The sequence below is a fragment of the Burkholderia sp. MS389 genome, assembly GCF_016899425.1.
Taxonomy (GTDB): Bacteria; Pseudomonadota; Gammaproteobacteria; order Burkholderiales; family Burkholderiaceae; genus Burkholderia; species Burkholderia sola.
Map to the genome: position 1 here is coordinate 1,267,274 of NZ_CP045994.1, position 21,715 is coordinate 1,288,988.

13 protein-coding genes are annotated in these 21,715 nt (G+C 69.7%); 6 read left to right on the forward strand and 7 right to left on the reverse strand.

What is annotated here, in order from left to right; translation table 11 throughout:
* Window position 1: 1 nt before the first annotated feature.
* The gene (locus GJG85_RS05975; RefSeq protein ID WP_239468932.1) at window positions 2-1,636 is read right to left on the reverse strand and encodes an iron ABC transporter permease; all 1,635 of its coding nucleotides are present in this window, start codon (window positions 1,634-1,636) and stop codon (window positions 2-4) included.
* A 52-nt stretch (window positions 1,637-1,688) separates the two neighbouring features.
* The gene (locus GJG85_RS05980; RefSeq protein WP_050011360.1) at window positions 1,689-2,732 is read right to left on the reverse strand and encodes a Fe(3+) ABC transporter substrate-binding protein; all 1,044 of its coding nucleotides are present in this window, start codon (window positions 2,730-2,732) and stop codon (window positions 1,689-1,691) included.
* A gap of 242 nt (window positions 2,733-2,974) precedes the next feature.
* Between GJG85_RS05980 and GJG85_RS05985 the strand changes: the two genes are divergently transcribed.
* Window positions 2,975-3,136, forward strand: a complete 162-nt coding sequence (locus tag GJG85_RS05985; protein WP_204383745.1) for a hypothetical protein — start codon at window positions 2,975-2,977, stop codon at window positions 3,134-3,136.
* 146 nt (window positions 3,137-3,282) lie between these two features.
* On the opposite strand, the gene GJG85_RS05990 is transcribed toward GJG85_RS05985, so the two are convergent.
* Entirely contained in the window at window positions 3,283-4,650 is a 1,368-nt protein-coding gene (locus tag GJG85_RS05990) for an amino acid permease (RefSeq protein ID WP_050011359.1), read from the reverse strand.
* Between the two features lie 92 nt (window positions 4,651-4,742).
* On the opposite strand from GJG85_RS05990, the gene GJG85_RS05995 reads away from it, so the two are divergent.
* Window positions 4,743-5,795 carry an RNA-guided endonuclease TnpB family protein gene (locus tag GJG85_RS05995; protein ID WP_204383747.1) on the forward strand — a complete coding sequence of 351 codons (1,053 nt, stop codon included), beginning with the start codon at window positions 4,743-4,745 and terminating at the stop codon, window positions 5,793-5,795.
* A 295-nt stretch (window positions 5,796-6,090) separates the two neighbouring features.
* On the opposite strand, the gene GJG85_RS06000 is transcribed toward GJG85_RS05995, so the two are convergent.
* Entirely contained in the window at window positions 6,091-8,382 is a 2,292-nt protein-coding gene (locus GJG85_RS06000) for an FUSC family membrane protein (RefSeq protein ID WP_204383749.1), read from the reverse strand.
* A gap of 181 nt (window positions 8,383-8,563) precedes the next feature.
* On the opposite strand from GJG85_RS06000, the gene recC reads away from it, so the two are divergent.
* From recC to arfB, 4 genes are read left to right on the forward strand one after another with little or no spacing between them, the layout of a single operon-like run.
* A complete protein-coding gene (gene recC, locus GJG85_RS06005) occupies window positions 8,564-11,902 on the forward strand; it encodes an exodeoxyribonuclease V subunit gamma (protein WP_089488296.1) in 3,339 nt (1,112 codons plus the stop codon).
* Window positions 11,899-15,606, forward strand: coding sequence for an exodeoxyribonuclease V subunit beta (gene recB, locus GJG85_RS06010; RefSeq protein WP_204383751.1), 3,708 nt, complete (start codon window positions 11,899-11,901; stop codon window positions 15,604-15,606). Before recC ends, recB begins: the two co-directional genes overlap by 4 nt.
* The gene (locus GJG85_RS06015) at window positions 15,603-17,930 is read left to right on the forward strand and encodes an AAA family ATPase (RefSeq protein WP_204383753.1); all 2,328 of its coding nucleotides are present in this window, start codon (window positions 15,603-15,605) and stop codon (window positions 17,928-17,930) included. The genes recB and GJG85_RS06015 overlap by 4 nt, the downstream gene beginning before the upstream one ends.
* A complete protein-coding gene (arfB, locus tag GJG85_RS06020; RefSeq protein WP_050015102.1) occupies window positions 17,927-18,331 on the forward strand; it encodes an alternative ribosome rescue aminoacyl-tRNA hydrolase ArfB in 405 nt (134 codons plus the stop codon). Before GJG85_RS06015 ends, arfB begins: the two co-directional genes overlap by 4 nt.
* 55 nt (window positions 18,332-18,386) lie before the next feature.
* Here arfB and GJG85_RS06025 read toward each other — a convergent pair whose 3' ends face one another.
* The 3 genes from GJG85_RS06025 to GJG85_RS06035 form a co-directional block, all read right to left on the reverse strand.
* Window positions 18,387-19,667, reverse strand: a complete 1,281-nt coding sequence (locus GJG85_RS06025) for an EAL domain-containing protein (protein WP_050015104.1) — start codon at window positions 19,665-19,667, stop codon at window positions 18,387-18,389.
* 497 nt (window positions 19,668-20,164) lie between these two features.
* Window positions 20,165-21,091 carry a DMT family transporter gene (locus GJG85_RS06030; protein ID WP_089488300.1) on the reverse strand — a complete coding sequence of 309 codons (927 nt, stop codon included), beginning with the start codon at window positions 21,089-21,091 and terminating at the stop codon, window positions 20,165-20,167.
* Window positions 21,092-21,243: 152 nt separating this feature from the next.
* The gene (locus GJG85_RS06035) at window positions 21,244-21,498 is read right to left on the reverse strand and encodes a hypothetical protein (RefSeq protein WP_124680222.1); all 255 of its coding nucleotides are present in this window, start codon (window positions 21,496-21,498) and stop codon (window positions 21,244-21,246) included.
* Window positions 21,499-21,715 lie beyond the last annotated feature (217 nt).

The window sequence follows — 21,715 nt, forward strand, 5'->3', positions numbered from 1 at the left end:
GTCAGGCTCCGATCTTGTGGCGGGTGCGGGCGAGCAGGATCACGGGCACGAGCCCGGCCACCACGATCGCGAGCGCGGCGACCGCGCCTTCTTCATAGGTGCCGCGCGCGGCTTCCGCATACAGCCAGGTCGCGAGCGTGTCGAAGTTCAGCGGGCGCAGCAGCAGCGTGGCCGGCAATTCCTTCATCGCGTCGACGAACACCAGCAGCGCGCTCGTCGTGAGCGCGGGCCGCAACAGCGGCAGGTGGACGCGGCGCAGCGTGCCGCCGGCCGTCTCGCCGAGCGAGCGCGCGGCCTGTTCGAGCGACGGCGGAATGCGCGCGAGGCCGGCCTCGATGCCGCCGGCCGGGATCGCGAGAAAGCGCACCGTATAGGCGATCGCGAGCGCGGTGGCCGAGCCCATCAGCAGCAGCCCGTCGCGGCCGAGCGCCGCGCCGAACAGCCGGTCGGCCGCCGCGAACGGCATCAGCAGGCCGATCGCGAGCACGGTGCCCGGCACCGCGTAGCCGAGGCTCGCGATCCGCGCGCACAGGCGGGCAGGGCCCGCGCGGGCGCTGTCGCGTTGCGTGCGCGCGGCCCACGCGACGACGAGCCCGCACGCGAGCGTCGCGGCGGTAGCGGCGGTCGCGATCGTCAGCGTGTTCGCGAGCCCCGTCATCAGTTGCGCGGACACGCCGCCGACGACGTGCAGCCGCTTGGCCGTTTCGACCGCGAGGTATGCGGCCGGCGCGCCGAAACCGAGCAGGACGGGCAGCCAGCCGAGCACCGCGGCGCCCAGCGCGGCCGGGCCGGTCAGGCGGCGCGGCGCGATCGGACGCATGCGCCGGCCGTGCGCGTAGCGCTGGCGGCGGCGCCCGTAACGTTCGAGCGCGATCATGCCGACGACGATCGCGAGCATCGCGAGTGCGATCTGCGCGGCGCCGGCGAGATCGGAGCGCGTGATCCACGTCGTATAGACGGACACGGTCAGCGTCTGCACGCCGAGGAACTCCGACGCGCCGATATCGTTCAGCGTTTCGAGCAGCGCGAGGCTCACGCCGACCGCGATTGCCGGCCGGGCGAGCGGCACGACGACGCGCCAGAACGTCGCGACGCGGCCGGCGCCGAGCGTGCGCGCGGCTTCGAGCAGGCTTGCGGATTGGGTGACGAACATCGCGCGCGTGCTCAGATAGACGTACGGATACAGTACGAAGCCGAGCACGAAGATCGCGCCGGGCAGCGAGCGCAGGTCGGGCAGGCGGAACTGGCGCGGGCTGTCGAAGCCGAGCAGCCAGCGGATCGCGCCTTGCACCGGGCCGATCGGATGCAGCAGGTCGAGATACGCGAACGCGACGATGTAGGTGGGGACCGCGAGCGGCAGCAGCAGCGCCCAGGTCAGGATCCGGCGGCCGGGAAAATCGTACGCGGTGACGAGCCATGCGCAGCCGGTGCCGACGATCGACACGATGGTGCCGACCCCGGCGAGCAGCAGCAGCGTATTGACGAGCGCCTGCGGCAGCACGAATTCGGCGAGATGCCGCCAGTGCGCGAGATCGGCGTCGAACGCGGCGGCCACGAGCACCGCGAGCGGCGCCGCGACCGCCGCGGCGATCGTCAGCGCCGCGAGCAGCCACAGGCTGCCCGCGCGCGGTCGCACGCGCGGTCGCGGACCGCGCGGCTCGCGACAGGCGCGGGCAGCAGGCGATGCGTCAGTTGTCAAAGCCGACCTTGTCGACGAGCTGGCTCGCCTGCTTGCGATGCTTCGCGATATCCGCGAGCGGCAGCGGGTCGACCTTCAGCGTACCGAAGCTCGCGATCACCGGGTCGAGCTTCACGTTCGCGCGCACCGGATATTCGTAGTTCGCCTGTGCATACAGCGCCTGCGCCTCCGGCGACACCAGGTATTCGAGCAGCTTCACCGCATTGGCCTTGTGCGGCGCGTGCTTCGCCACCGTCGCGCCGCTGATGTTCACGTGCGTGCCGCCGCTTTTCGCGTTCGCGAACGTCGGGCGCACGACCTTGATCGCGTCGCCCCATTTGCGCGCATCGCTGCCGGCTTCCGCATTCTTCATATGGCCGACGTAGTAAGCGTTCGCGAGGCCGACGTCGCAGATGCCGCCGAGGATGTCGCGCGCGACGTCGCGGTCGCCGCCGGTCGCCTTGCGCGCGAGGTTGGCCTTCACGCCGCGCAGCCATGTCTCGGTCGCGGCCTCGCCGTCGTGCGCGATCATCGCCGCGACGAGCGCGGTGTTGTACGGATGCTGGCCCGAGCGGATGCAGACCTTGCCCTTCCATTTCGGATCGGCGAGATCCTCGTAGCGGAACGCATCGACCTTCAGGTCCTTTTCGACGTACAGCACGCGGTCGCGCAGCGACAGCGCGTACCAGTCGCCGTTCGCGCCGCGCAGGTTCGCGGGAATCGCGTCGTCGAGCGCCTTCGAGCGCACCGGTTGCGTGACGCCGCCGTCGACGAGGTCGAGCAGGTTGCCGACGTCGACCGTCATCAGCACGTCGGCCGGCGACTGCGCGCCTTCCGCCTTCACGCGCTCGAGCAGGCCGTCCTTCACGAACACCGTGTTGACCTTGACGCCGCTCTGCTTCGTGAACGCGTCGATGAGCGGCTGGATCAGCTTCGGCTCGCGGGTGGTGTACAGGCTCACTTCCTCGGCCGCGTGGGCAAGCGGCGCGAAGGCGGCCGCGGTCAGGGCGAGGGCGCCGGCGAGCGGCAGCAGGCGGGTGCGCGGATTCGACATGGAGACTCCGGTGCGGCAGGTGGACGAGGGAGCGTTCCGCGGCGCGCCTGCCGCCCGCGCGACCCGAAACATTACAAAATGAAAGACGCTGGATTCTAAATCGAAATGGGAATGATTAACAAACGAAAGCTTGCGGAAAGCCGGAGAGCGGCCGGCGGCGGGGACCGGCGAACGGGGCGGCGCAGCGCGGCGCCAGCGCGTAGAATGCCCGCTTCGACGAATTTGACGGAGCGGCACCGACCATGAACGATCAGCGCAAGAAGAACCCTGTCCGCAACGTGAGCATCATGATCGTCGTGGCCGTGCTGCTCGTGATCGGGACGATCCTGTACAACGCGATTTCGCAGAAGCACGCGTACGACGAGGCCCATCCGGCCGAGGCCGCGAGCGCGGCGTCGCACTGACGCGCCGGTGCGCGGCCCGGCGGGTCGCGTGCGGGGCATGTGAACGGAGTCGATCCGCGGTTGCCGGCGCGACGGGCGCCGCGCGGAACCGGGACGGCAGAAGACGCGCCGGAACCGGCGCGCCGCATCGGCAGCTCAGCCGTGCGTCAACGTGACGCAGCGGCGAATTTCGGGCGGATCCGTGCGTAGAACACGGCCGCGAGCAGCGCGAGCCACGCCGCGCCCACGTAGAGCGCGACGCGCGTATCGTCGAACCAGCCGAGCATCACGATCACGAAGCCCATGAAGGCGATCGTCAGCGCCGGCGCGACGGGCCACAGCGGCACCTTGAACTTCAGCGCGGCGACTTCGGCGTTCGACAGCCGGCGACGCATCGCCACCTGCGACAGCAGGATCATCAGCCAGACCCACACGGTCGCGAACGTCGCGATCGCGGCGACCACCAGGAAGACGTCCTTCGGCATCAGGTAGTTGAGCAGCACGCCGACCAGCAGCGCGCCGGCCATCACGAGCACCGTGACCCACGGCACGCCGTGGCGCGACGTCGTCGTCAGCACGCGCGGCGCCTGGCCTTGCCGCGCCATCCCGAACATCATCCGGCCCGCGCCGAAGATGTCGCTGTTGATCGCCGAGATCGCCGCGCTGATCACGACGAGATTCAGGATCGTCGCGGCCGACTTCACGCCGAGCGCCGAGAAGATCTGCACGAACGGGCTGCCGTCGCTGCCGACGCCGGTCCACGGGCTGATCGACATCAGCACGACCATCGTCAGTACGTAGAACAGCAGGATCCGCGCGGGCACCGCGTTGATCGCGCGCGGAATCACGCGTTCCGGGTCCTTCGCCTCGCCGGCGCTCATCCCGATCACCTCGATCCCGCCGTACGCGAAGATCACGACCGACAGCGACGCGATCAGCCCGCCGACGCCGTTCGGGAAGAAGCCGCCACGGTTCCACAGGTTGGCAAAGGTCGGCACGTCGGCCGAATGGCCGAAGTGCATGCCGGTCAGCAGGATCGCGACGCCGCCGCCGATCATCGCGACGATCGCGCCGACCTTGATGATCGACAGCCAGAATTCGAGCTCGCCGAACACCTTCACGTGGCACAGGTTCAGCCCGCAGATGACCGCGACGACGCCGAGCACCCAGATCCATTGCGGCACGTCCGGAAACCAGAAACCCATGTAGATGCCGAATGCGGTGATGTCGGCGATCGCGACGATCACCATTTCGAGCGTGTAGGTCCAGCCGGTGACAAAGCCCGCGAACGGGCCGAGGTTCTCGGTCGCGTAGTGGCCGAACGAGCCGGCGACGGGTTCGCGCACGGCCATCTCGCCGAGCGCGCGCATCACCATGTAGACGGCCGCGCCGCCCAGGATGTACGCGAGGATCACGGCCGGGCCCGCGAGCTGGATCGCGGACGCCGAACCGTAGAACAGGCCCGTGCCGATCGCCGAGCCCAGCGCGAGAAAGCGGATGTGCCGCGCGCTCAGGTGGCGCTGCAGGTTTTTCATCAGAATTTGCTCCGCGAAACTCCGCCATTGATGGCGGGAAGGAAAGGGGTGCTGTTGACAGGTAGCTTCTTCCACGGGTTAGGATCACCGGCATGATCCTTGTCTACCGCTACCGGGTGAAATCGCTCAACGGACTGCTTAACAAGCAGAGCCGCGCGGTGAACTACGTCTGGAACTTCTGCAACGACACGCAGAAGCACGCGCTCAAGTGGAGCAAGAAGTGGCCGACGGGATTCGACTTGAACGTGCTGACGACGGGGAGCAGCAAGGAATTCGGTATTCATTCCGGTACGGTCAACGCGACGTGCGAGCAATACGCGAAGTCGCGCAGCCAGCGCCGTCGGCCCTACCTGCGCTATCGCGGCAGGAAATCGCTGGGCTGGGTGCCGCTGAAGGGGCGTGACCTGAAGCGCGAGGGCGGCGCGTTTCGCTTTGCCGGAAATACTTTTCGGGTGTTCAACAGTCGACCGCTTCCCGAAGGCAAGATTAAGGATGGAACCAACTTTGCGCAGGATGCGCGCGGCAATTGGTTTCTCAACATCGTGATCGAGATGCCGGATGTTCAGGCTCGCCCGGTCCGTTCCGGTGTGGGCATTGATCTCGGCCTGAAAGACTTCGCCACACTTTCGACCGGCGAGAAACTGCCCAATGACCAGTTCGGTCGACGAGCGGCGGAAAAGCTGGCGAAAGCGCAACGGGCGCGAAAGCACAAGCGACATATCGCGAAGCTGCACGCCAAGATCGCGAATGCCCGAGCCGATTTCCAGCACAAGCTCGCGCTCGAGCTGGTGTGGCGTTTCGATTACATCGCGGTCGGCAACGTGTCGGCAACCAAACTCGCCAGGACCAGGATGGCGAAGAGCGTCTACGACGCATCCTGGTCGTCTTTCCGAAACAAGCTCCGCTACAAAGCGATCGCGCACGGGGCCACGTTCGAGGAAGTCGACGAAAGCGGTTCGACCCAGTCCTGTTCGTCGTGCGGGTCGAAAGACAGCACGACGCGGCCGAAAGGTATCGCGGGACTGCGAATAAGAGAGTGGGCCTGTAGTGACTGTGGTGTCGAACATGATCGAGATACCAACGCTGCGTTGAACATTCTCCGATGCGGACGTGCATCGCCAGGTGTGGGAATCTTCCGCCTTTAGGCGGGAGAGGGCGTCAAGGAGTCTCCGATATCGTTATGCGACGAACCTGGCGAGCGGGGCCGGTTCGAATGCGTCAAGTTGTCTATACAACTTGAATGTGAACGAATGATAACAAGCCGGAGCCGGTGACCGGAATCGGGTATTCCCTGACTGGCGCGGCGAGCAGAACGGGGCGTGGGGCGGTCGCGCGCTGAATGCGCGGTGGAGCATGCTTCGGGAGAGGGTTGAATCGAAGCGCGCCGGTGGCCGAGCCGCGGCGTGCGCGGGCCGGCCTGCCGGCGTGGACATACGGAGGTCAGGCAGGCAGGCGGATCACGCTCGCATCCTTGCGGATCAGCAGCGACGACGCGAGCATCTGCTTGCACTGGTGCGCGAGCACCTTCAGGTCGTGCGTGAGCTCGGCGCCGACCGCATCGGATTTTTCCGCGGACACGACCATCGTATCGAGATCGCGCGTGATCTGCTTCGACGCTTCGAGCTGGTCGGCGGGCGGCGGCTCGCCGGCCTCGGCCTTCTCGAGATTGTCGAGCACGGCGGCGAGGCCGCGCTGCAGCGCGTCGTCGTGAACGAGGCCGCCATCGGCCGCGCATGCGCTGCGGATCAGCGGCGCGGCGGCCGTGATCTGCGCGCCGAGCACGTGCGTCTGCACGAGCAGGTCGTTCAGTTCGGGCACGAAGCGCTGGTGCGCCTTCGGCTCGATCATCATCCGCTGGAACGCCTGCCCGAGGTTCGCGAACGCGATGTGCACGTCCTTGCGGGCGAGGCGGTAGCGGTAGTCGTCCTCGAGGCTGGCCGTCGGCGACTCGATCGCGGCCGCGACGCCCGCGACGACGGCAGCGCCGTCGGCGGTCGGCACCGGCGGCGGCGACATGCCGCGCCCGGCGCGCCATACGGCCTCGAAATACTTGCGGGTGGACGTCAGCATGTCGGTGACGAGCTTGCCCATCAACCGGTATTCCCAGTACGGGAACAGCCGGCTCGCCGCGATCGCGATCATGCAGCCGACCACCGTGTCGATCGCGCGCTCGCCGATGATCCGCATGCTGCCCGGCGCGAGCAGGTGGAACATCAGCAGCACGTATGACGACGTGAACACGACGCTCGCCGCATAGTTGAACAGCAGCAGGCTGTAGCTCATCACCATCGACCCGAACATGATCGCGATCAGCAGGTGCGTATCCTTGACCGTGTAGATCAGCGCGACGCTCGCCGCGCAGCCGATCAGCGTGCCGACGATACGCGCCGCGTTGCGCTGCTTGGTCAGCGAGTAGCCGGGCTTCAGGATGATGATGGTGGTCATCACGATCCAGTACGCGTTCGTGAGCGGCAGCAGCCGGCCGATCCAGAAGCCGACCGCGACGGCGATCGTCACGCGCAGCGCATGGCGAAAGCTCGGCGAGCGCATGTTCAGGTTCGAGAAGATCAGCAGCGGCGACATGCGGCGGCGCTGCAGGAAGCGCGTGAGCGCCTTGTCGATCTTCAGTTCGGTTTGCTGCGGATCGGCACGGCCCGACAGGTTGCGGCGCATCCGGTCGATCAGGCGCGTCGCGCTCCAGATGCGCCGGAACGTCGCGAGCACGGCCGCATACGCTTCCGGGTTGGTGGCCGCGAAGTTCTTCTTGCGCATCAGCTCGATCTCGTACTCGATCGCGCGCAGCTCGGCCTTCACGCTGATGTGCGAATGCGGCGCGCGGTTTTCGAGCACCGCGAGGCCGACCTCCTCGAGATCGGCGGCGGCCTTGCGGATCAGGTCGCGATAGAAAATGATCAGGTCCGTTCCGCCGAACGTGTTGCGCACGAGCGGATAATCGGTGTGCGCGCCGACGAACAGCTCGTGCAGGTCGACGCTGTTGATGAACAGGTTGTACATCGTCGTGCGGCCGGGATCGAGCTTGCCGCGCCGCAGTTTCGGCAGGTTGCGCAGCACGATGTCGCGCGCGGTTTCCTGCGTTTCGACCGCGGTGATCTGCTTCGCGACGAGATTGCGGTAGCACTCGTCGAGATCGGCGTCGAGATCGTAGAACTGCGCGCGCGCGAGCAGGTAGTCGGCACAGGCGAACAGGCTTTCGGCCAGCGCCTGCTGCTCGATCCGACGCGCCTGCCATTGCGACACGAGCGTGGCCCAGTACGTGTACCAGAGGCCGCCCGCGAGAATCCAGCCGGCGTTGACGAACGCCTGCAGCGGCGTGAATTTCTCCTCGAGCGTCATCACCATCATGAACAGCGTCGCGAAGCTGATCTGCGGCCAGCGGTTGCCGTAGACGACGATCAGCGACAGCACGAACGTGAGCGGCACGATCGTGAGCCACAGCGCGAAGATGTTCGGGGTCGCGAGGCCGGTGGCGAGCGCGGCGAGGAAGCCGATCACGCTGCACGCGAGCATTTCGTTGTGCTTGTACTTGAGCGGGCCCGGCATGTCGACGACGCACGCGCCGAGCGCGCCCGTCGAGATCGTGAAGCCGAGCTCCCGGTTGTGAAACACGATCAGGCACAACACGGCCGGCAGCGACACGCCGACCGCGATCCGCAGGCCGCCGAAAAAGTACTGGCTGTAGAAAAACTTTCTGATTTCGACCGAATAGCGCATCGATGAGCTGAATGACAGACGAAGACGCCCGGGGCGGCGTATTGACTGGCGACGAGTCTATCGTATTTCGCGTCTCGTAAAAGCTGGCTTTCCGGCCGAGGTTCGCGGCGGCGGCCCATTTGCTATCCTTGGTGATCCTGTTCGCCCGGCCCCGCCGGTGCGAGGTTCCGACGCCCGCTTCATGCTCCATCTTTTCTATTCGAACCGTCACGAAACGCTGGCCGACGCGCTGCTCGAGGATCTGGCCGCGTTCCCGGCCCGCAACGGCCCGTGGGCGCCGCAACAGGTCATCGTGCCGAGCGCGGCGCTGCGCCGCCGCCTCGAGCTCGACATCGCCGCGCGCAATGGCGTGTGCGCGAACGTCGAGTTCACCTATCTCGCGCAATGGCTGTGGGCGCAGATCGGCCGCGTGCTGACGGTGCCCGCGCGTTCGCCGTTCGCGCCCGACCGGCTCGTGTGGCGCTGCTACCGGCTGTTCGCGCAGCCGGCAGGCGACGCGCCGTGGCTCGCGTCGCCGCGGCTGGCCGCGTATCTGTCTGCCTCCGACGACGCGATGCGCTACGAACTGGCCCATCGCGTCGCGGCCGTGCTCGATCACTACCTGACCTATCGCCCCGAATGGCTGGCCGCGTGGCAGGCCGGCGAATCGGTGCTCGCGGGCGACGCCGCGCCGCGCGGGATCAGCGACGCCGCGCGCGACGACGAACGCTGGCAGGCCGCGCTGTGGCGTGCGCTGCTGGCCGAGCTGAGCGACAGCGGCACGCCGCCGGCGCACCGTTTCCTCGTCGAGGCGCGCCATCTCGATGCCGAGGCGGTCGCACGCGCCGACTGGCCCGAATCGGTCAGCGTGTTCGCGCTGCCGACGATGCCGCCGCTGCACGTCGCGCTGCTGCGCGAACTGTCGCGCTGGATCGACGTGCGTGTCTACGCGCTGAACCCGTGCCGCGAATTCTGGTTCGACATCGTGACCGCCGCGCACGCCGAGGCGCTCGATGCGGCCGGGCGGCGCGACTACCAGGAAGTCGGCCATCCGCTGCTCGCCGAATGGGGCAGGCAGACGCAAGCGCAATTGCACATGCTGCATGAGCTGACCGAAAGCGCCGCGTCGGGCGATGCGTCGCGTTTCGTCGAAAATCCCGCATCCACCTGGCTCGCGCGCGTGCAGAACGCGATCCTCGAGCTGCAGCCGGAAGCCGAAATCGGCGACACGCCGGTCGAGCGCGGAATCGAGGTGCACGTGTGCCACAGCCTCGCGCGCCAGCTCGAGGTGCTGCACGACCGGCTGCTCGCGTGGTTCGACGCCGATGCGAGCCTGCAGCCGTCCGACGTGCTCGTCGCGGTGGCCGATCTCGCCGCGGCCGGGCCGCTGATCGACGCGGTGTTCGGCACGGCCGGCGCCGGCGGCGCGCGGGTGCCTTACCGGATCACCGGCCTGCCGCCGTCGCAGGCGAACCCGGTCGCGCGCGTGCTGCTCGACTGGCTCGCGTTGCCGGAGCGGCAGGTCGGCGCGCCGGAGTTGGTCGAATGGCTGCGCGTGGATGCGGTGGCCGCGCGCTACGACATCGACGCGGCCGCGCTCGAAACGGTGCAGACCTGGCTCGCGGCCGCCGGCGCGCGGCGCGGGCTGTCGCCGCTCGCGAGCGACGACGCGGCCGTGCCCGCGCCGCGCCATACGTTCTCCGATGCGCTCGCGCGGCTCTTTCTCGGCTATGCGATGCCCGAAGGCGCGGCGCCGATCGGTGCATGGCTGCCGATCGAGGCGGCCACCGGCAGCGAGGCCGAACTGCTCGGCCGGCTCGCGCGCTTCACCGACGATCTCGACGGCTTCGCGCGGCGGCTCGCGGAATCGCACACGCCGCGCGGCTGGAGCGAACTGTTTGGCGACACGCTCGCGCGCTTCTTCGATTCGGGCGCCGCGTATGCCGACGCGCTGGCCGGTGTGCGCGACGCGCTCGACGCGATGCTGGCCGCGATGACGGAGGGCGCGCCCGACGAGGCGTTGCCGGCGGCCGTCGTCCGCGCGGGGCTCGCGGCGGCGCTCGACGATCCGGCCCGCGGCGGCGTGCCGTGGGGCGGCGTCACGTTCTCGTCGCTGACGAGCCTGCGCGGGCTGCCGTATCGCGTCGTCTGCCTGCTCGGGATGGACGACGGCGTGCTGCCGAGCCTCGCGCGCGCGGACGAATTCGACCTGATGGCCGTGCTGCCGAAGCTGGGCGACCGGCAGCGCCGCGACGACGAGCGCAATCTGTTTCTCGATTTGCTGCTGGCCGCACGCGACCGCTTGCTGATCGCCTATACGGGCCGCAGCATTCGCGACAATGCGCCGTTGCCGCCCGCGGCGCTCGTCGACGAACTGCTCGATCATCTGGCGGACGTCACGGCCGGGCCCGGCGCCGCACCGGACGCGGTCGACGCCGCGCGCCGCGCGTTCATCGTCGAGCATCCGCTGCAGCCGTTCGCGGCCGCGTATTTCCAGCCGGGCAGCGACCTCGTTTCGTACGACGCCGAGCGGGCGACGCTCGCGTCGCTGCTGGCTGCCGAAGCGTCGCGCGACGGGCCGCGCGAGCAAGCTTTCTTCGCGCAGCCGCTGCCGGCCGAGCCGGTCGAGCCCGTCGCGTTCGGCGAATTCGAACGTTTCTGGCGGCATCCGGCGCGTGCGTTGCTGCGCGGCCGGCTCGGCATCGTGCTGGCCGACGCGCAGGCCGAACTGCTCGATACCGAGCCGTTCGCGCTCGACTTTGCCGGCAGCGACGCGCTGGCCGAGCGCGTGCTGCCGCTGCTGATCGAAGCAGGCGACGGCGGCGTGCACGATCACGCGCTGCGCATTGCGGACGCGAGCCCGGAGTTGCCCGGCGGCGCGACGGGCGCGGTGTGGCGCGACCAGGCGCTCGGTTCGATGACGCAGCTTGCGTCGAACGTGCGCCGTGCGCTGGCCGACGGCATCGAGCGACGGCCGTTCTCGCTCATCGTCGTGCCGAAGTGGCCCGACACCGAGCAGGCGCTGTTCGGCGCCGACGACGCGATGCTGGCGGCCGATGCGGTGCGCGCACCATTCGAATTGCACGGCACGCTGAACCGGCTGACACCGGCCGGGCAGGTCATCTATCGCTATGCGCGGCCGAGCGCGCGCGACTACCTGTCCGCGTGGCTCGCACATCTCGTCTACTGCGCGATCGAGCCCGGCGGCCCGCGCCGCACGCTGTGGTTCGGCAGCGGCGGCGCGTTCGAGCTGACGCCGGTGGCGGCGCCGCTCGACCGGCTCGCGCCGCTGGCCGCGCTGTTTCGCGCGGGTCGACGCATGCCGCTGCGGTTTTTCCCGCGCAGTGCGTGGGCGAGGGTATCCGACGGCGAGGCCAAGGCCGCGAGCGTGTGGATCAACGAGCGGGTCGTGAGCGAAGCCGACGATCCGGCCATCGCGATCGCGTGGCGCGGTGCGCATCCGTCGCTCGACGAGCCGTTCGGCACGCTCGCGCGGCTCGTGTTCGAACCGCTCGTCGAGCATCTGAAGGAGGTCGCATGAGTGCCGTGTCGCAGCAACCGGCGCTCGAACTCGACGTGTTCGCGTGCCCGCTCGACGGCGTCAACCAGATCGAGGCGTCGGCCGGCACCGGCAAGACCTGGAACATCTGCGCGCTGTACGTGCGCCTGCTGCTCGAAAAGGATCTCGGCGCGGACGAAATCCTCGTCGTGACCTTCACGAAAGCGGCGACGGCCGAGCTGCACGAGCGGATTCGCAGCCGGCTCGCACAGCTTGCGCATGCGCTCGACACGGGCGACGACGGCGGCGATCCGTTCATCGCGCGCCTGCTGGAGACCACGCTCGGCGAAGGCGGCGCGCTCGACGCCGAGACGGCCGTGAAGCGGATCCGCCGCGCGCTGCGCGCGTTCGACCAGGCCGCGATCCATACGATCCACGCGTTTTGCCAGCGCGCGCTGCAGGAAGCGCCGTTCGCGGCGGCGATGCCGTTCGCGTTCGACATGGAGGCCGACGATGCGTCGCTGCGCTTCGAACTCGCGGCGGATTTCTGGCGCACGCGCGTCGAACCGGCGGCCGCGCGCTGGCCGGGCTTCGCGACCTGGCTCGTCGAATCGGGCGCCGGCCCGGCCGCGCTCGATGCGCAGCTCGCACGCCGGCTGAAGAAGCCGCTCGCCGCGCTGCGCTGGGACGGCGTGACCGAGCCGGACGAATCGGCGGAAGCGGCGGCGGCCGAATGCTTCGCCGAGGCGGCGCGGATGTGGGCGGCCGAGCGCGACGCGATCGATGCGTTGCTGCATGCCGCGCAGCCGGCGCTCAATCAGCGCTCGCACAAGCCCGATGCGGTCGCCGATGCGCTCGCCGCGTGGGCCGTGCATTTCGAGCAGGGCGACGCGACGGCCGCGCTGCCGAAAGCCGCGTTGAAGCTCACGCAAACCGCGCTGACCAAGGCGACCAAAAAAGGCGGCGCGATACCCGCCCACGCGTTCTTCGACGTGGCCGACGCGCTCGAAGCGGCGGTGGCCGCCGCCGAGGCCGCGCAGCGCGCGCGCTGGCTCGCGCTGATCGCCGAATGGCTCGACATGGCGCCGGGCGAGCTGGCCGAGCGCAAGCGCACGCGGCGCGTCGTGTCGTTCGACGATCTGCTCGCGAACCTGTATCACGCGCTGCACGCGCATCCGTGGCTCGCCGAGACGCTGCGCGCACGCTATCCGGCCGCGTTGATCGACGAGTTTCAGGATACCGATCCGTTGCAGTTCGCGATCTTCGACCGGATCTTCGCGCCGGGCGGCCCGCTGTTCCTCGTCGGCGATCCGAAACAGGCGATCTACAGTTTCCGCGCGGCCGATCTGCATACCTATCTCGCCGCGCGCGCGCGGGCGAGCGCGTGCTACACGCTCGCGGTGAACCAGCGCTCGACGCCCGCGATCGTCGACGCATGCAACCGTTTCTTCATGTCGAATCCGCGCGCGTTCGTGCTCGACGGGCTCGACTATTACGCGGTGCGCGCCGGCACGCGCGTGCGTGCGCCGTTCGTCGACGAAACCGATCCGGGTCCGGCCGGCGATTTCCGCGTATGGGCGCTGCCGGGCGGCGAGGGCACGCTGCACAAGCGCGATGCGCAAGCGCAGGCTGCCCAGGCTTGCGCGGCCGAGATCGCGCGGCTGATGCGCGGCGCGCGGGACGGGCGCGTGCGGCTGGGCGACACGCCGCTGTCGCCGGGCGACATCGCGGTGCTCGTGCAGACGCACCGGCAGGGCAGTCTCGTGAAGCGCGTGCTCGCGACGTGGGGCATCGGGAGCGTCGAGCTGGCGCAGGCGTCGGTGTTCTCGACCGGCGACGCCGAGCAGCTCGAACGCGTGCTGGCGGCGATCGATGCACCGGGCGACCTGCGGCGCCTGCGCGCGGCGCTCGCGTCCGACTGGTTCGGGCTCGATGCCGGCGCGCTGTGGCGCATGGAGCAAGGCGACGGCGATGCGCCACCCGGTGCATCGGCGGCCGACGGCGCCGACGCGATGAGCTGGGTCGAACGCTTCTCGCGGTATCGGCTGCTGTGGCGCGAACGCGGCTTCGCGGTGATGTGGCGCACGTTCACGCGCGAGCTGCGGATCGCCGAGCGGCTGATGGCCGGTGCGGACGGCGAGCGCCGCGTGACCGACATCAACCATCTGGCCGAGTTGACGCAGGCGCGTGCGTCCGCGCAGCCGGGCATCGCGCCGACGCTGCGCTGGCTCGCCGCGCAACGGCTCGACGGCGGCGGCGAGGAAGCGCAACTGCGGCTCGAATCCGATCGCAACCTCGTGCAGATCGTCACGGTGCACAAGTCGAAGGGGCTCGAATACGCGGTCGTGTTCTGTCCGTTCCTGAACGACGGCGGCCTGCGCGAGCCCCCGTCGTCCGCGCTGCCCGATGCGCGCGAGTATCACGACGACGCGGGCGATGCGGTGCTGCATTACGGATGCGACGACGAAGCGGCCGCGCACGCGGCGCGGCAGGCGTTGCGCGAGCAGGCCGCGGAGCGCGCGCGGCTCGTCTACGTGGCGCTCACGCGTGCGGTGTATCGCTGCTATGTCGTGGCCGGGCCCTACCTGTCGTCGCGCTCGACGCGCGAAGCGCGGCGTAGCGTGCTCAACTGGCTCGTCGCGGGCGCCGGCCTTGCGTTCGATGCGTGGCTCGACGAGCCGCCCGACGAAGCCGCGCTCGATGGGGCGTGGCGCGCGCTTGCGGGCGGCCCCGTGAGCGTCGCGCCGTTGCCCGTGCCTGCGCGCCGCGAGCGTCTCGCGGCCGGGCACGACGCGTCGCAGACGCTCGCGGCGCGTCATGCGACGCGCGTGCTGCGCGATGCGTGGCGAATGGCGAGCTTCAGCTCGCTGACCGCGTCGATGGCGCGCGAGGAGGCGGGCGTCGCGGCCGTGCCCGACGACGAACTGCGGCCCGATCACGATGCGCTGGCCGCGGTGACGCCGGACGGCGAACCGATGCTGGCCGATATGGTCGCGGCCGACCCGCCGGACGACGACATCCTCGCGTTCCCGCGCGGCGCGGCGGCCGGCGAATGCCTGCACCGCCTGTTCGAGCTCAGCCGGTTCACGGCGCCCGAAACGTGGCACAAGGCCGCGCTCGGCGCGCTGCACGACCGGCCGGTGGAGGCCGGGCCGGCGCTTGCGACGCGCCTGCCGGCGATGATGGTGCAGTTGGTCGACGACGTCGTTCACACCGAGCTCGTGCCGGGCATGCGGCTCGTCGATCTCGATCCGGCGAAGCGGCTCGACGAAATGGGCTTCCTGTTCCCGACGCCGTCGCTCGACCTGCTGGCGCTGCGCCGGCTGCTGGTCGCGCACGGCTATCCGGACGTTGCACTGGAGGCGGGTACGCTCGCCGGTTTCATCAAGGGTTTCATCGACATGATCGTCGAACACGACGGCCGTTTCTGGATCGTCGACTGGAAGTCGAACCACCTCGGCACGACGCCGGATGCCTATGGCCCGCGCGCGCTCGACGTCGCGATGGCCGATCACGCGTATCACCTTCAGGCGCTGCTCTATACGGTCGCGCTGCATCGTTACCTGCGCGGCCGGCTGCCCGATTACGACTACGACACGCACATCGCGGGCTACCTGTACCTGTTCGTGCGCGGCGTGCGGCCCGGCTGGCGCAGCGGCGGCGAGCCGGCCGGCGTGCATGCGCGGCGGCCCGCCCGCGCGCTCGTCGACGCACTCGACCGGATGATGGAAGGGGGCCGCGCATGACCGCGTCCGACGACATGCTCGAATTCACCGGCGGCCTCGTCGCGCGGCTGCCCGAGCCGGCCGATTTCGGCATCGCGCTCGCGGAGGGCTTTGCGCGCCGCATCGGCGACCTCGCGCGGCGAGCCGGTGCGCCGTCCGCGTCGGCGCGCTGGGCGGCGCGCGCCGCGTTCGCGACGAGCCGCGCGACCGCCGGCGGCCACGTGTGCGTCGCGCTTGGCGCGCTCGCGCAGCGCTACGAAGCACCGCTCGACGAAGTGCGCGCCGCGCTCGCCGCGAGCGGCGTGGTCGCGTTCGGCACGCTCGCGCGCGGCGACGAGCGGCCGCTGATCGTCGATCGGCTCGATCACCTGTACCTGTCGCGCTATTTCGATTACGAACGGCGGCTCGCCGATGCGCTCGTCGCGCAGGCCGGTGTCGCCGCGCCGGACGAAGGCCTGTCGCCCGACCGCTTGCGCGACAGTCTCGCCCGTTACTTCGGGCCGGCTACGGGCGAAGTCGACTGGCAGCGCGCGGCGGCGATCGTCGCGCTGACGGGCCGCGTGACGATCGTCAGCGGCGGGCCGGGCACGGGCAAGACGACGACCGTCGTCGGCGTGCTGGCCTGTCTGCTCGACGCCCATCCGGGGCTGCGCATCGCGCTGGCCGCACCGACCGGCAAGGCCGCGCAGCGGATGCAGGAGGCGCTGCACGCGCGCGCCGGCGATCTGCCGCCCGAGCTCGCGGCGCGCCTGCCCGACACGTCGTACACGCTGCATCGGCTGCTGGGCGGCGGCGGGGCGGCCGGTTTCCGGCATCATCGCGACAATCCTCTGCCGTACGATCTGATCGTCGTCGATGAGGCGTCGATGATCGACGTCGCGCTCGCCGCGCATCTGCTCGACGCGCTCGCGCCGGGCGCGCGGCTCGTGTTGCTGGGCGACAAGGATCAACTGGCCGCGGTCGAGGCCGGCGCCGTGTTCGCGGAGCTGAGCGCGCGGCCGGCGTTCACCGCCGCGGCGCGCACGCGCATCGCGCACGCGCTGGGTATCGACGAGGCGGCGTTCGTCGCGGCGTTGCCGATGCCGGACGAAGCTGCGCCGGCGGCGGCGATTTCGGCCGCGCATCCGGTTCCTGCTTCCGCACGTGCTCCGGCGTCGCCATCGGCGTCTGCTCCCGTTTCACGCAGATCGGCGCCTCGGTCGTCGAAAGTCGATGCGCGACAGGCGTCGCTCTTCGACGACGAACCGCAGGATGACGAAGTGTCGTCGACGGCCGACATCGCGCCGCCACAGCCCACCGAGTCGGCACCGGCCGATGCCGGCGCACCAGACAGCAATGCGCCGGCCTGGATCGAGGCCAACGACCTCGCATGGCTCGACGCCGTCGAGCTACCGCCGTTCGACGCGGACGACGCGGCACTTGCATCGGCAGTGGCGATGGCAGCCGCATCGCCATTGACCGGCGAAGCCGCTGCCGCGTCCGCCGGCACGCCCGCAGCGGCGTCGGCGCCGCTCGCGGACTGCGTCGTGTGGCTCGAACGCAATTACCGCTTCGGGCTCGATTCGCCGATCGGGCGGCTGTCGCTCGCGATCCGCCGCGGCGACGTGCAGGCGGCGCTCGATGCGCTGCCCGCCGACGACTCGGCAGCCGCATCGTTTCACGACGATGCGGGCGACACGCTGGCGTCATCGACGGTCGAGCGGCTCGCACGGCGCTTCGGCGCCTACCTCGACGCGTTGCGCGACGCGCTGGCCGCGCCGGCGCCCGATCCGCTGCCGCTGTTCGACGCGCTCAACCGGTTCCGGATCCTGTGCGCGACCCGCAGCGGTTCGCGCGGCGCGGAACACGTCAATGCGCTGGTGGCCGCGCACATGCGGCATGCAGCGCGCGTGCCGCTCGCGGTCGGCGCGCACTGGTTCACCGGGCGGCCGATCATGGTCACGCGCAACGACTATGCGCTGGGGCTGTTCAACGGCGACATCGGCATTGCGCTGCCCGACGCGCACGGCGTGCTGCGCGTGTGGTTCCGGCGCGCGGACGGCTCCGCGCGCGCGGTGTCGCCGGCTGCGCTGCCGCCGCACGAAACGGCGTTCGCGCTGACGGTGCACAAGTCGCAGGGCTCGGAATTCGACGAAGCGGCGCTCGTGCTGCCCGCGTCGTTCGGCCGGGTGCTGACGCGCGAGCTCGTTTATACGGCCGTCACGCGCGCGCGCACGCGCGTGCAGGTGATCGGGCCGCGGCGCGTGCTGGCGCAGGCGGTCGCGACGCGCACGCAGCGCGATTCGGGGCTCGCTGCCCGCGTCGACGAGGCGCTCGCGCGGCGCCGCATGGAGGCTTCGCGATGATGATCCGTTACACGCTCGATCCGGCCGACGTCGAATGGACGGCCGTGCGCGCGCAGGGCGCGGGCGGGCAGAACGTCAACAAGGTGTCGAGCGCGATTCATCTGCGCTTCGACATCCGCGCGTCGTCGCTGCCGCCGGTTCTCAAGGAGCGGCTGCTCGCGCTGTCCGACCAGCGCATCACGCGCGACGGCATCGTCGTGATCAAGTCGCAGGAATATCGGACGCAGGAGAAGAATCGCGAGGCCGCGCTCGCTCGTCTCGATGCGCTGATCGGCAGCGTCGCGTACACGCCGCGCGCCCGGGTCGCGACGCGGCCGACGCGCGCGTCGAAGGAGCGGCGGCTCGAGCACAAGTCGCGCCGCAGCGTGGTGAAGTCGGGGCGCGGGAAGGTGGTCGACTGACGAACGAAGGGTCGGTGCTTGTCGCAGGCGAGCGAACGTCCGCCGTGCGCGCCGGCTACCGCATCACGGTTCCGGCGCTGTCGAGCACGAAGTCGACGCAGAACACGACGAGCCGGCTCTGCGCGCGGATCGCGACGGCGGCCGTATAGCAGTCGCGGCCTTCCGTCAGCGAGAAGTGCGGGCCCATCAGCGCGACGCGGCCGGGGGCGGCGATCGCGCGCTGGAAATACGGGCGGCGCGACCAGTTGCTGTGGGTCTCCGGGAATAGCGGGGCGAGACGGGTGACGCTTGCCTGGCTGTCGTCGGGCGGTGCGCCGATCGACGGCAGGAACTGTTCGCCGGTCTCGTCCGTCACGAACACGCGACGCGCGGCCGGCACCGCGAACACGCGTTGCGCGGCGTCCTGCAGGTTGCCGCTCGCCGAAAACGCGGCCGCGCCACTGAGCACGAGCCGTTCGATCGCGTCGAAGCCCGGCTGCTCGGCGGCCACCGGCGTGTGCCGGCGGGCGATGAAGCGCCGCCATGCGGCGTCGAGCATCGCGGGCGCCGCCGCGCTCGCGTGCGCGATCGATGCGTCGGGCTGGCCGAACTGGAAACCCTGCACGAAATCGATGTCGGCTTCCATCAGCGCCTGCAGTGCGTCGTCGCTTTCGACGCCTTCGGCCAGCACCATCGCACCGGCCTGGTGCAGCATCGACACGAGGTGATGCATGATGCGGCGATCGTCGGCCGAGCCGGTCGAACGCTCGACGAGCGAGCGGTCGAGCTTCACGATGTCGGGCCGCGCCCGCCACACGCGGTCGAAGTTCGAGAAGCCGGTGCCGAAATCGTCGATCGCGATCAGGAAATCGCGATGCTGGATCATGTCGATCGTGCGGGCGAGCGCGGCTTCGTCGCGCGCCGGCTGTTCGATCACTTCCAGCACGATGCGGTTCGGCGGCAGTGCGAAATGCCGGCACAGCGCCTCGACGAACTCGCGCTGCACGAGGCCCGTGTCGAGCACGCGCGGCGTCACGTTCAGGAACAGCCAGCCGTCGCCGATGCCTTGCGTGACGAAGTTGGCAGTGTGCAGGCAGCGCGCGAGCCGGTCGAGCAGCAGCGCGTCGGCGTCGCCGCGCGTCTTGTCGAACAGGGCGGTGGGCGACACCAGCGCACCGTTCGCGTCGACGACGCGCAGCAGCGCCTCGTAGCCGACGACGCGCTTGTGCGTGATCGACAGCACGGGCTGGAACACGCTGCGCAGTGTCGTGGTGCGATAGGTGGCGAGCCAGCCGTGGGGTGTCGGCGTGAGGCGTTCGAGCAGGGCGTCGAGCGACAGGTCGCGAGCGGGCTTCATGTCAACGGTGCCCGGAAGCGGGCGGCGGGGCGCCGACGCCCCGCCACGCCGATGCAGCCGCATGCGCAGGCGGACGCGAAAGAACGTGGGGCATCGAAACGCCTTCTGCGGATAAGTTTTCCGAGTGTAACGGGATTGCCGCGGCGCGCGTATCAGGGTAACTCCAGACGCAAACGGTACACCGCGATTCCGCCCGTGCGCAGCGGTGCGTCGACTGGCGCCGCGTGCATGCGTCCGGTGCATGACCGTCGCGAAACGAAGCGTGTGACGGCGGAGATGACAATCCCGGCAGCGCGGCGGCATGACCGTGCGTCGATGCCGCCCGATGCGCAGGCGGGTACGGGAAATTCCGGCGGCCAACCGCCGCCGTCAGACGAATGAAACGAATGCCCGCGCACCGCGGTGCGATCGGTGGCGCATCGGCCAACCCGCGTCGCGTCGCCACCGGCAGCGCCGCGCGACCGGCGGCGGTCCGTGCGCGCCCCGCGCGCCGATCGTCAGGTCGCCTCGCCGCCGCGCGGTCGGACGCCCGGAATCCGCTTGATCACGCCGGTGGCGAGCGCGGTGCCGACGAGCACGATCACGCAGCCTTCGATCATTACGGCCGACACGTGTTCGCCGAGGAACAGCGCGCCCCACAGCAGCCCGAACACGGGAATCACGAACGTGACGGTAATCGCGCGGGCGGGCCCCACATGCGCGATCAGGTAGAAGAAGATGAAATACGCGATGCCGGTGCACGCGACGCCGAGCGCGAGCACCGCGCCCCATGCGTGCACGCCGACCGGCGCGGCCGGCCACGTCGCGATCGCGAACGGCAGCAGCAGCACGGTCGAGCCGATCATGCTGCCGGCTGCGTTGACGAGCGGATCGACGCCGCTGAGCTTGCGTTTCGTATAGTTGGCCGCGATGCCGTACAGCAGCGTCGCGCCGAGTGCGGCCGCCGCGGCGAGCGCGGTCGCGCTGGCGCCCGTGTCGCCATGCGCGTTCGCGACCTGGTTCCACACGAGCGTGAGCACGCCGGCAAACCCGATCACGAGGCCGAGCGCGCGTGGCAGCGACAGCTTGTCTTTCAGCCACAGGTAAGCGACGAGCGCGCCCCACAGCGGCGTCGTCGCGTTGATCACCGACGTCAACCCGGCCGACAGCGTCAGTTCGGCGAACGCGAACAGGCAGAACGGGATGCCCGAATTCAGTGCGCCGACGACGAACAGCGGCCACGCATGACGGCGCAGCCGGGCGCCGAGATCGGCGGGTTTGAAGCGCGTCAGCGCGAAGCCTGCGAGAAACAGCGCGCCGATGCCCACACGCAGCGCCATCAGCGGCGCGACGCCGAAATCGACGACGCCGACCCGGATGAACAGGAAGGATGCGCCCCACAGGGCGGCTAGCACGGTCAGCAGGAAAGCGTTCTTGGGCGACATCGATCGGCGAGGGCGGGGACGGGATGCGAGGAATCTTACACCGCGCGACCGCGCCGTCGTTTCATGATCGGATGAAACGACAAGAAACGGGAATTTCGCCGGTTTGCCGCCGGGCGGCGGCCGGCCGACCGCGTGCGGCGCGGCCGGTCGGATCAGTGATGACGCCAGCCGCCGCGTCCGCCGAAGCCGAAATTGAGCGACAGCGCCGGGCCCCAATAACCGCCCCATGCCGGCGCATACGCAGGCGCCGGATAGTAGTAGGCGGGGGCCGGTTCGACATACACGGGCGCGGGCTGTACCGGCACCGGCGCCGCCGTGTAATAGCCGCCCGGATAATAGCCGTACGGGTAATAGCAGCCGGCAAGCGTCGTGCAGGCAAGCGCCGCGGCGACGAAGGTCCTGTTCATGATGTGTCTCCGGCGGAGCCGGCTATCGGCAGATGCTTGTAGCTTAGGCCGAGTACCGATGACACGGCATGAAAAACGGTAACCGATCATTTCCGGGCGCAGCGGCCGCGCCGGTTCCGGCAGGACATACGAAAACGGCGCTTCCGCACCGCGGAAACGCCGTTGGACCGGCCGGCCTGCGGCTGGGCGACGACGCCCAACCGGCCGATGTCGGACT